The sequence below is a fragment of the Qipengyuania sp. 902 genome, from assembly GCF_051195295.1.
Lineage (GTDB): Bacteria > Pseudomonadota > Alphaproteobacteria > Sphingomonadales > Sphingomonadaceae > Qipengyuania.
This window is the reverse complement of the sequence record NZ_JBNJLJ010000006.1, coordinates 86369-97274: the sequence shown is the minus strand read 5'-3', so window position 1 is coordinate 97274 and position 10906 is coordinate 86369. Positions and strand designations below refer to the sequence as shown.

At 62.5% G+C, this 10906-nt stretch carries 8 protein-coding genes and 1 tRNA gene; 5 read left to right on the top strand and 4 right to left on the bottom strand.

Annotation, left to right across the window (positions count from 1 at the left end; all coding sequences use genetic code 11):
- Window positions 1-44 precede the first annotated feature (44 nt).
- Together ACSH0F_RS14795 and recG are read right to left on the bottom strand one after the other, a co-directional pair.
- Complete coding sequence (locus ACSH0F_RS14795; protein WP_435203871.1) at window positions 45-803, bottom strand: oligosaccharide flippase family protein; 759 nt, start codon at window positions 801-803, stop codon at window positions 45-47.
- Window positions 804-962: 159 nt separating this feature from the next.
- Entirely contained in the window at window positions 963-3026 is a 2064-nt protein-coding gene (recG, locus tag ACSH0F_RS14790; RefSeq protein WP_435203870.1) for an ATP-dependent DNA helicase RecG, read from the bottom strand.
- Window positions 3027-3187: 161 nt separating this feature from the next.
- Here recG and ACSH0F_RS14785 point away from each other — a divergent pair, with 161 nt between their 5' ends.
- Both ACSH0F_RS14785 and mfd read left to right on the top strand, forming a co-directional pair.
- The gene (locus tag ACSH0F_RS14785; RefSeq protein ID WP_435203869.1) at window positions 3188-3466 is read left to right on the top strand and encodes a succinate dehydrogenase assembly factor 2; all 279 of its coding nucleotides are present in this window, start codon (window positions 3188-3190) and stop codon (window positions 3464-3466) included.
- Between the two features lie 117 nt (window positions 3467-3583).
- The gene (gene mfd, locus ACSH0F_RS14780) at window positions 3584-7075 is read left to right on the top strand and encodes a transcription-repair coupling factor (RefSeq protein ID WP_435203868.1); all 3492 of its coding nucleotides are present in this window, start codon (window positions 3584-3586) and stop codon (window positions 7073-7075) included.
- Here mfd and ACSH0F_RS14775 read toward each other — a convergent pair.
- A complete protein-coding gene (locus ACSH0F_RS14775; protein ID WP_435203867.1) occupies window positions 7072-8394 on the bottom strand; it encodes an EAL domain-containing protein in 1323 nt (440 codons plus the stop codon). The two genes, mfd and ACSH0F_RS14775, sit on opposite strands and share 4 nt — an antisense overlap.
- 130 nt (window positions 8395-8524) lie before the next feature.
- On the opposite strand from ACSH0F_RS14775, the gene ACSH0F_RS14770 reads away from it, so the two are divergent.
- Together ACSH0F_RS14770 and ACSH0F_RS14765 are read left to right on the top strand one after the other, a co-directional pair.
- Window positions 8525-9304 carry an NAD kinase gene (locus ACSH0F_RS14770; RefSeq protein ID WP_435203866.1) on the top strand — a complete coding sequence of 260 codons (780 nt, stop codon included), beginning with the start codon at window positions 8525-8527 and terminating at the stop codon, window positions 9302-9304.
- 95 nt (window positions 9305-9399) lie between these two features.
- Window positions 9400-9474: transfer RNA gene (locus tag ACSH0F_RS14765), tRNA-Asn, on the top strand.
- Between the two features lie 5 nt (window positions 9475-9479).
- Here the strand turns inward: ACSH0F_RS14765 and ACSH0F_RS14760 are convergent.
- Entirely contained in the window at window positions 9480-10217 is a 738-nt protein-coding gene (locus tag ACSH0F_RS14760) for a sulfite exporter TauE/SafE family protein (protein WP_435203865.1), read from the bottom strand.
- A gap of 60 nt (window positions 10218-10277) precedes the next feature.
- Between ACSH0F_RS14760 and ACSH0F_RS14755 the strand changes: the two genes are divergently transcribed.
- A complete protein-coding gene (locus ACSH0F_RS14755) occupies window positions 10278-10895 on the top strand; it encodes a GNAT family N-acetyltransferase (RefSeq protein WP_435203864.1) in 618 nt (205 codons plus the stop codon).
- The last annotated feature ends 11 nt before the right edge of the window (window positions 10896-10906 follow it).

The following is a 10906-nucleotide window of genomic DNA, read 5'->3' as shown; positions in this document are numbered from 1 at the left end:
CTTCGTCACTACGACGAAGCCCAAATCCTCCTTAAATCACAACCTCAAATCTGTGCCATAGGTGCTGACGGGGGACAGGCCTGAGTACGGCTCACGGTCGTAAGCTGACCGAACATGGTCCAGCCGCCGAATGCAACCATATCCCGCATCAGGGGCAATTCGAAGCGCAGCGTGGCCAGTCTGCACTCGTCATATTTGCGCACGCAGTACACGAAAAAGTTCAAACCGAGCACGAGCGCCACCCCAACGAGCAGAACTCCGTATGCGACCAATTGCCCTTCCTGGAGGAAGATCAGAGCAACCGCCGCCCCCAATCTTAATATAGCGTCGAGGATCGATATCCATGCAAAGGCGTGCATATCCTTATGCGCCAGAATGACCGAGGAGTGAAAGGTCGAGAAAATGTTTAGGGCGAAGGCGAGGCTCAGCAAGTAGAAAAGAATTTGCGCGGCTTCGAACCGCTCCGCCGCGATGACCAATTCGGTCCGCACGAACCACGTGCCAGCTGTTGCCAGAAGGCCCAGCGACAAGACCGCCGCGATTATGGACAAGAGCAGTCCCGCATCATGGACTTTTTTCAGGGAAAATTGCGATTGCTTACCCATCGCAAAAGCAAAGTACCTTTGAATGATGGTGCTCATGGACAGCGTGAAGAACGATCCGAGCATCACCACGCTGAGTATCACATTGTAGATTGCGAAGTCCTGGACGCCTAGCTGATTAAGAAGGATCCGGACCGTAAACAAATTTATGAGGATGGTGAAAATCTGGCGCACGAACAGCATGGCCGTATTCTTTGCCATTCGCGATGTTTCTGATGCACTCACTAGACTACGTGATCCTGGTCATAAGAAAATTTCGTTTCGCAGAATCTGGCTAGCGCATGCCTGCTCGGTGGCTCGTCCGGTCGCCTGCGCGCGCGACCGATAGTGAGGCGATGCGCAAATGGCAAAGATTATGAACTAGCCGCCCCGAAGCGTCTTTACGCCGTAATCCCGTTCGAACAGATAAAGCAGCACCCGTGCCGCTTCACCGCGCTTGCCCTCAAGACCGCCGTCCCGCTCCATGAGGAGCCGCGCATCGTCATGGGCTTTGGGCAGTAGCTGAGTAATCTGGTCGAGGCTGGCGACGGTGAAAGGCGTATCGCCCGATTGTCGCGTGCCGAGCAATTCCCCGCCGCCGCGCAGGCGCAGATCCTCCTCGGCCAGCAGGAAGCCATCCTGCGTCTGGCGCATCAGTTTCAACCGTTCCTGAGCGGTTTCGGACAGATTCTCGCCATGCAGCAGCACACAGAAGCTCTTCTCGCTGCCCCGCCCCACGCGTCCACGAAGCTGGTGAAGCTGGGCCAGCCCGAAGCGTTCGGCCTGTTCGATCACCATCAGCGTTGCATCGGGCACGTCCACACCGACTTCGATCACGGTCGTCGCCACCAGCAGCTTCGCATCGCCGCTGGCGAATCGCTCCATCGCCGCGTCCTTGATCTCGGGCGCGAGCTGGCCGTGGACCATGACGACATCGCTGCCGAACCGCTCCTTAAGCACGGCGTAGCGCGCTTCGGCGGCGGCGATCTCCTCCGGCCCGTCCAGTTCGCGGACCATGGGGCACACCCAGTAGGCCTGCCGCCCTTCCGCAATTTGCGCGGCGAGACGATCAACCAGCGGGCCGATCTTGTCCTGCCCCATCACCACGGTGTCGATAGCCTGCCGACCCGGAGGCAATTCGTCGAGCTTGCTGACATCGAGCTCACCATATTGCGCCAGCGTCAGCGTGCGCGGGATCGGCGTGGCGGTCATCGCAAGAACATGCGGGGCGCGCTTGCCCTTGCTGGCAAGCATGAGCCGCTGTCCGACCCCGAAGCGGTGCTGTTCGTCGATCACGACCATGGCGAGATTACGATAAGCGACCTTATCTTGGAAAATCGCATGCGTGCCGACCGCGATGTCCACACTGCCGTCGAGCAAACCCATCAGCGTCGCCTCGCGCGCCCTGCCCTTGTCGCGCCCGGTCAGCAGCGCGACATGCGCGCCGGTCGGTTCGGCCATACGACGCAGGCTTTCGTAGTGCTGTCTTGCGAGGATTTCGGTCGGGGCAAGCAGCGCGGCCTGCGCGCCCGCTTCTACTGCGATCAGCATGGCTTCCAACGCGACCACCGTCTTGCCCGCGCCTACATCACCTTGCAACAGACGCAGCATGGGTGCCTCCTGCGCCATGTCGCCCTCGATCTCGGCAATCGAACGCTTTTGATCGCCCGTCAGCGGGAACGGCAGTTCGAGCCGTCCGCGATAGCTGCCGTCTCCTTGCAACGCCTGGCCGCGCCGCTTGCGATTGTCCGCGCGCACCAGCATTAAAGCGAGGCTGTTGGCGAGCAGTTCGTCATAGGCGAGCCTGTCGCGAGCCGCTTTGTTCTCGCCCTTGTGCGCCAGGACCAACGCATCGCGCCACGCGGGCCAGCCTTCCTTGTCCAATTGCGAGCCGTCGATCCATTCGGGCAGTTCGGGCGTACGCTCCAGCGCTTGCTCGATCAGCCCCGCCACCTTCGGCTGCGTGAGGCCTTCGGAGAGGCGATAGACCGGCTCGCACAGGCGCTGTAGGCTCTCGCCGCCTTCTTCCAGCACATGATCCGGATGGACGATCTGCAACATGTCGCCGAAGCGTTCGAGTCTGCCCGCCACCCAGCGCGTTTCGCCCACCGGCAGCTGCTTTTTTGCCGTATAGGACGCGCGCCCGAAATAGGTCAGCGCGAGGATATTGCCGATCGCATCCTGCGCCAGCACACGATAGGGCGCGCGCGGACTACGGCTGGCGCGATGCTCGGTGACGGTCAGCTTGACGACGATCTGCTCGCCCTCGCCCGCCTCGTCGATATTGCCGACCGCCCGGCGGGTCACGAAGCGTTCGGGAAGGTGATAGTCGAGATCGCGTATCCGCGTGAGACCGAGGCGCCCGAGCGGTTTCTTCAGCTTCGGCCCCACGCCGTCGAGCGTCTCCGTTTCGGCGAACAGGGGGTTGAGGACCTCGGGGCGCATGGTCGGTCGCTACCAACTTCCGCCCGTCATTGCGAGGAGCCGGAGGCAACTTGGTAATCCATCTCCAAGGCTGTCCACAGCTCAAGGGGCGAACGCTGGATTGCTTCACTTCGCTCGCAATGACTGTTGAAAGGCCGCTTCTCGTGGCCTAACCGCTCCCCATGCCCGAAATGCTCACCTTCGATGGCCGCAAGCAGCGCGCGAAGTTTCGCGCCTGGCACCGCGGCACGCGCGAGGCCGACTACATGATCGGCGGCTTTTTCGACCGCTATCATGCGGACTGGTCCGAAGAAGAACTCGCCTGGTTCGAAATGCTGCTCGAGGAAGACGACGTGGATGTCATGGCCTGGGCCCTCAAGACCCAGCCCACCCCGCCGCGTTTCCAGGGCGAGTTGATGAACGCGATGCAGGAACTCGATTACGTCGACATTCCGCGTTGACGGGCGGCCCGCGGGCACTATCTCGCCACTGACGTATTACTGAAGCACCCCCTTCCCGACCGGGCAGGGGGCAAACGTGCGTGTGCGACAGGCTGCGCCCCCGACGACAGGATTCCGATGCCCGACCTTGCCCGTATCCTGAAAGCCGATAGCCCGCTCACGCTGGCGCAAGTTGCGCGCGGCGCGCAGCCGCTGGTGATGGCCGATCTTGCGCGGGCAAGCGCTGGGCGCGCCGTATTCATCGCGCCCGACGATGCCGCGATGCGCGGAATCGTCGACGCGGCGGACTTCTTCGCGCCCGAGCTGGAAGTGATCGAGTTCCCGGCCTGGGATTCGCTCCCCTACGACCGTGCCAGCCCCGCCCTGTCGATCAGCGCGCGGCGTCTTGCTGCGCTTCACCGACTGCAGACCGGCAAGGCGAAGGCGCAACTGGTCATCACGACCGCCAACGCCGTGCTCCAGCGCGTGCTTACCCCTTTCCGCATCCGCGAGAGCGTACGCGAGTTCAAGCCCGGCACGGAAATCGGCCGGGAAAGCTTGTCGGTGCTCCTGCAAAAACAAGGATACAGCCGAACCGATACGGTCATCGACAAGGGCGACTATGCCATCCGCGGATCGATCGTCGACGTCTTCCCCAGCGGGCTGGACGAGGCGCTGCGGCTCGACTTTTTCGGCGACGAGCTGGAAAGTCTGCGCAGCTTCGATCCCACCACCCAGATGAGCACCGGGCGGCTCGACAGCCATCTGCTGCTACCCGCCAGCGAAGCACTGCTGGACGAGGACAGCATCAAGCGCTTCCGCAGCCGCTATCGCGAGATGTTCGGGGCCAATGCCACACAGGACCCGCTCTACGAAGCGGTCAGCGAGGGGCGCAGGCTCGCCGGCATGGAGCATTGGCTCCCGCTGTTCGAGGACAAGCTGGTCACGCTGTTCGACCACCTCGGCAAGGACGATGTCGTCGTGATCGACAACGCCTCGCTTGCCGCTGCGGAAGAGCGGCTGAAGGATATAGGCGATTATCACGACCAGCGCACCGCGATCAGCGGGCAGGCAAAGGGCAATTACCGCCCGCTGAAACCCGACGCGCTGTATCTTACCGAGAGCGAGTTCAAGGCCGCTCTCGCCGATGCGCCAGCACACCGCGCGACAACATTCGACGAGCCGGAGAGCGACAAGGTCATCGATTTTGGCTTCCGCTCCGGCCGCGATTTTGCGCCTGAGCGCGCGCGCGGCGACAATGTCTATCCGGTGCTGGCCGACCATTTGAAAGCCATCGGCAAGGCCGGCAAGCGCCCGCTGCTGGCGACATATTCCAAGGGTAGCCGCTCTCGCATCGTCTCTATCCTCGACGAAGCCGGCGTAACGGTGCAATTGGCCGATAGCTGGCAGGAAGCACTCGGCCAGTCGGCCAAGGGTAAGCCCTCGGCGATGATTCTGCCCGTCGAGGCCAGCTTCGCCAATGACGAGCTTGAGCTGCTGACCGAGCAGGACATTCTCGGCGACCGACTGGTGCGTCGCAAGCGCAAGCGCAAGGATGCCGACGCCTTCCTTGCCGAACTCCAGGCGCTCAGCGTCGGCGATCTGATCGTCCACACAGAGCATGGCATCGGCAAATATCTCGGCCTCGAACCCATCCCGGTCGGTAAATCGAAGCACGACTGCGTCCAGCTCGAATATCGCGGCGGCGACAAGCTGTTCATCCCGGTCGAGAATATCGATGTGCTCAGCCGCTATGGCTCCTCCGAAGAAGCGGTCCAGTTGGACAAGCTCGGCGGAGAAGCCTGGCAGAAGCGCCGCGCCCGCCTGAAGGAGCGCATCCGCGAGATCGCTGGCGAGCTTATGCAGGTCGCCGCCCAGCGCGCGCTCAAAAAAGCGCCGGTGCTGGAAGTGGAGGACGGCCCGTACAACCAATTCCTCGACCGCTTCCAGTACGAGGAAACCGACGATCAGGAACGCGCGATCGAGGACGTGCTGCGTGATCTCGAAAGCGGCAGGCCGATGGACCGGCTGGTCTGCGGCGATGTCGGCTTCGGCAAGACCGAGGTCGCCCTGCGCGCTGCCTTCGTCGCCGCGATGAACGGCCAACAAGTCGCCGTGGTCGCCCCCACCACCCTGCTCGCCCGCCAGCATTTCGAGAATTTCAGCCAGCGCTTCGGCGGCTTTCCCCTCAAGGTCGGGCGGCTGTCTCGACTGGTGGGCTCTAAAGAAACAAAAGAGACGCGCGAAGGTCTTGAGAAAGGCGATGTCGACATCGTTGTCGGGACGCACGCGATCCTGTCCAAACAGACGAAGTTCAAGAACCTCGGCTTGGTGATCGTGGACGAAGAACAGCGGTTCGGCGTGACGCACAAGGAGAAGCTAAAGCAGCTGCGCGCCGATGTGCACATGCTGACGCTGACCGCCACGCCGATCCCGCGGACGTTGCAGATGGCGATGACGGGCCTGCGCGAACTTTCCACCATTCAGACCCCGCCCGTCGATCGTCTCGCCGTGCGGACCTACGTAATGGAATGGGACGACATGGTGATGCGCGAGGCGCTGCTGCGCGAACATCATCGCGGCGGGCAAAGCTTCATCGTCGTTCCGCGCATTTCCGACATGGAACAGGTGTCCGACTGGCTTCACGAGAATGTGCCCGAGGTGAAGTTCGTCGCTGCTCATGGCCAGATGAACGCGGGGGAGATCGAGGAGCGGATGAGCGCTTTCTACGAAGGCAAATACGATGTGTTGCTCGCGACGACCATCGTCGAAAGCGGCCTTGATTTGCCAAGCGCAAACACGATCATCATCCACCGCGCCGACATCTTCGGCCTCGCCCAGCTCTATCAGTTGCGCGGCCGCGTGGGCCGCTCGAAGCTGCGCGCCTACGCCTATCTCACGTATGCCGCCGATACGCAGTTGAGCGAAGTCGCGGAGAAACGGCTGAAAGTCCTGGGCGATCTCGACAGCCTCGGCGCGGGCTTCCAGCTGGCGAGCCACGACCTCGACATCCGCGGCGCAGGCAATCTTCTGGGCGACGAACAATCGGGCCATATCCGCGAGGTCGGCTTCGAACTCTACCAGTCGATGCTCGAGGACGCGATCCTTGCAGCCAAAGCCGGTGAACTGGGCCTCGAGGCCAAGCCGGAGCGCGTCAGTCCGCAGATTACGGTCGATGCCCCAATCATGATTCCGGAGGATTACGTGCCTGACCTCGCCGTCCGCATGGCTCTCTACCGCCGTCTCAACGATGCCGGGGACAAGGCTGAAATCGAGGCGCTCGCCGCCGAAATGATCGACCGCTTCGGCGATCTGCCACCCGCGACCGCGAACCTCGTCCGCCTGATCGAGATCAAGCATCAGGCCATCGAGGCGAACATCGCCAAGATCGACGTCGGCGCGCAGGGGACGCTGGTGACCTTCCACAATGACGATTTCCCCGACGGCCCCGGCCTGATCTCCTATGTCGATCGCCTGCAGGGAACGGCCAAGCTGCGGCCCGACATGAAGCTGGTGATCAGCCGCGCATGGAATTCGCCGGAAAGCAGGCTGAACGGCCTGTTCCAATTGACGAAGGGGCTATCGGGGATCGTGCGGAAAGCAAAAAAGCGCGAGAAGAAGGCGGCCTAAGCCTCTGCCAGCTCTAGAAATTCCTGCGCTGTCTTAGGTTCGGCGCGCAGGAAACCCTGATAATATTCGCAACCTTCGGCGGCGATCAGCGCGCGCTGCTCTTCCTTCTCCACGCCTTCCACCACGACCGCGAGATCGAGCGCGCTGGCCATCGCGATGATGGCGCGAAAGACCGCGAGGTCGCGATCGTCTTCCAGAACGCCGTCGATCATCGAGCGGTCGAGCTTGATGCAGTCGATCGGCAGAACCTTGAGGTAGCGGAAGTTGCAGAATCCCGCGCCGAAATCGTCGAGCGCCAGGCGGATGTCGAAAATCTTGAGTTGGTCGAGCACATGTCCGACCCTGTCGAGATCGGCGAGCAGGACCTGCTCGATGATTTCCAGCGTGATGCGCGACATGGAAAAGCCGATCCGCTCGGCCAGTCGGGCAAATTCCATCGCAAAGCTGTCGGCAGCGAGATCGGCAGGCGTGACGTTGAGCGAGAGCCGCAGATGCTCGGGCCAGTGTACCGCCTGTTCCAGCGCCCGCTGCGCGATATGGCGCGAGAGGTGCGCGACATGGTCCGCGCGCTCGGCAATCTGGAACAGGGATCCTGCACCCACGCGCCCGATGGTGGGATGGTGCCACCTCGCCAGCGCTTCGGCCCCGATCATCTTGTCGTCGGCCAGCGCATATTGCGGCTGGAAGAGTATCTCGATCTCGTCCTTGTCGATCGCAGCGAGCAAATCGGCCTCGAGATCGCGGAACGAACGGCCCGACAGTTCGATCTCTCCGCTCGACCAATCGATCCTGCGTCCCTGCCCCTGCCGCATGCGGTTGGCCATCTCGGACAGGCGATCGAATATTCGCTCAGGAGAGTCGTCTTCCGTCGCACGCAACAAGACCACGCGCGGCCACAGGCGCAGGCTGCCGACATCGTCTCCCGGGCTGGCGATCGGCATGGCGATCGCATCGGCAAGTGCTTCGGCGAGCCATTCCCAGCGTTCGCGGCTGCATTGCTGGCGTGAAAGCAAGAGGAAACTCCCGCCGCTGATCCGCGCCGCCAGCCACGCCATGCTGTCGAGCTCGTCGGCGGCGAAATGCTTGATGCGCTGCGCCACTTCGACCAGCGCCCCGTCGCCCGCGCTTTCGCCGAAGGCCACGTTGACGGTGTCGATCCGGCCGAGCGTGATCATCATCGCATGGATCGGGCACGGGATCGTGTCCTGCGGCCAATCGCGCTGCCACCGCGCAATGGTCGCGCGTGCTTCTTCCAGATCGGCCAGGCCGGTCAGGCTATCGCGCGACTCTCTTGTATTGTCTTGGGGCAGCGTTGCCATGGGAACGTTCCTATCCGCTTTACCGACAATTTAATCCAGTCATTTGGCTCTGTTGCCAAATGGGACGGGCGGCCATAGGTAGCGCGCCGAACCGGGCGACCTGCCTGCGGAACGGAGCACGCGCCGCACCATGACCGATTATCGCCGCTTGGCTTTGCTGGTATCGGATACGGAGCGCGCCCAAGAGGCCGCCGCCGGTTTTCGCGACATCGCCGATTGGGTCCCGATCGAGGAGGCGGAGGCGGCCGTGGTGCTGGGGGGCGATGGCTTCATGCTGCAAACCTTGCACGCGATGCTGGACAGCGACCGCGTGATTCCGGTCTATGGCCTCAACGTCGGCACCGTCGGCTTCCTCATGAACCGCAATCGCAACCCCGATACGCTGCTGACCCGCATCGGCAGGGCCAAGCCGGTCACGATCTCTCCCCTGTCGATGCAGGCCACCACGCAGGACGGGACGCAGCACCGCTTTTGTGCCATCAACGAGGTCTCGCTGTTGCGCGAAACGCGCCAGACCGCAAAGATCGAGGTCAGCGTCGACGGCAAGGCGCGCATCAAGGAACTCGTCTGCGACGGCGTGCTTCTGGCGACCCCAGCAGGCTCGACCGCGTACAACCTGTCGGCCGACGGCCCGATCCTGCCGCTGGATTCGCATCTGCTCGCCCTCACCCCGATCTCGGCGTTCCGGCCGCGGCGCTGGAAGGGCGCGATCCTCCCGGACCGAAGCCGGGTGACCTTTCGTGTGAACGAGCCCAACAAGCGCCCGGTCAGTGCGGTGGCCGATCAGAAAGAACTGCGCGACGTCGCCGAAGTCAGCCTTGAGATCGCACAGGATAGCGAATTGACGCTGCTATTCGACCCTGGCCACGCATTGGACGAACGCATCGTCGCCGAGCAATTCGTGGTCTGAGCGTCACGGCTCGGCAAGGCTGCGAATTTTTGCCAATTGCCCGCTTGCAAAACCGGAATCGCCCCCATATACGCGCTGCCTGCCTAACGGGCTGCTCCCCGATAGCTCAGCGGTAGAGTAGGTGACTGTTAATCACTTGGTCGTTGGTTCGAATCCAACTCGGGGAGCCATTTTCTCACATCGTCAGCAGCAGGCGTGCGCCGACCCAGATGGTCAGCGCCGCGGTGCCGAGCCGTATCCAGCCTTGCGGTAGGTATTTGAGGGCCAGAAAGCTGCCGATCTGACCTCCGATAGCGACGGCCAAGAGCAGCGGCAGGCCCAAGTCGATGGCCACGGCGATCCGTCCAGTGCCCCCCTTGATGGTCTGACCCACCAGCCCGAAAATAGAATTCACCAGGATGAACAGGCTGGCGGTGGCAGCCACTGCCTTGGCCGAGTTCCAGCGTACCAGATGCAGTAACGGCGCAAGGAAGATCCCACCGCCGATGCCGACCAGTCCCGCCAGATAGCCGAGCGGTATCGCGAGGAAAGGCATGAACCGCGCAGCCTTGGCTGGCTCCGCCGACGAAACGCTAGGTTTCAGGAGCAACGCTCCACCGGCAAGCAGCAGGCTTATACCCAGGATCGTGAGGAAGAGTGTCTCGGAAATAGGAGTCAGTCCTCCCACCAGAGCGGCGGGTGCAGCGAGTGCCGTGAGAAGCCCTGCACTTCGCCAGGGCGTAACGCCGGCCCGAGCGAACCGGACGGTGCTCCCAGCAACGACGACGATGTTGCAGGAGAGCGCAAGCAACGGAAGGATACGATAGTCCAGTCCTGACAGCGCCAAAAGCGCGGTATAGGTGGAGCCGCCGCCGAACCCGACGCTGGCGTAAAGCAGCGCGGTGACGAAGAAGGCGAGGATCAGAAGCGGCATTTGGTTCGACTAGACCGCCCCGCCCCGTCCCGCTAGCTTGCGATGGGGGTAAAGAACGCAATGACAGCTGACGATATCGTCCTCGGCGATGACCTGAGCCGAGCGGGAGCGGATGATGCGAGATTGCTGGGCGACATCACCGCCGACGCCTTCCGCAATGACCCGTTCAACAGATGGATGTTCGGCAATTTTGCCGGAATCGAGCATCTGTTCCGCCTGCAGGCACGCCGGATCTACTCGCAACGCGGATACTGCTACACCAGCGGCACCGAGGGCGCCTGCATGTGGATGATGCCGGGCGGCGATGCGAGCTTCAGCAAAATGGATTACGCCGCCTTCGCGATCCCGACGCTATTCAAATGCGGAGCGGGCGCAGTTAGGCGCGGAATCCGGACGGGCGAAGCGATGGAGACGCGCCATCCGAGCTTCGAACACGCCTACCTCTTCAGTATCGGCGTGCGGCAATCGGCGCAGGGCAAAGGCTTGGGGCGTAAGCTGATCGAGCCGGTCCTCAACGCCTGCGACCACACCGAGACAATCGCCTACCTCGAAAATTCGAACCCGGCCAACCGCGGATTCTACGCCAGCTGCGGGTTCGAGGAGATGGGCGGGCCTATCATTCCGGAGGAAGGCGCCCCGCCCCTCGTTCCGATGGTTAGGCAGCCCCGCACCACTTAGAAGCGGGGCTG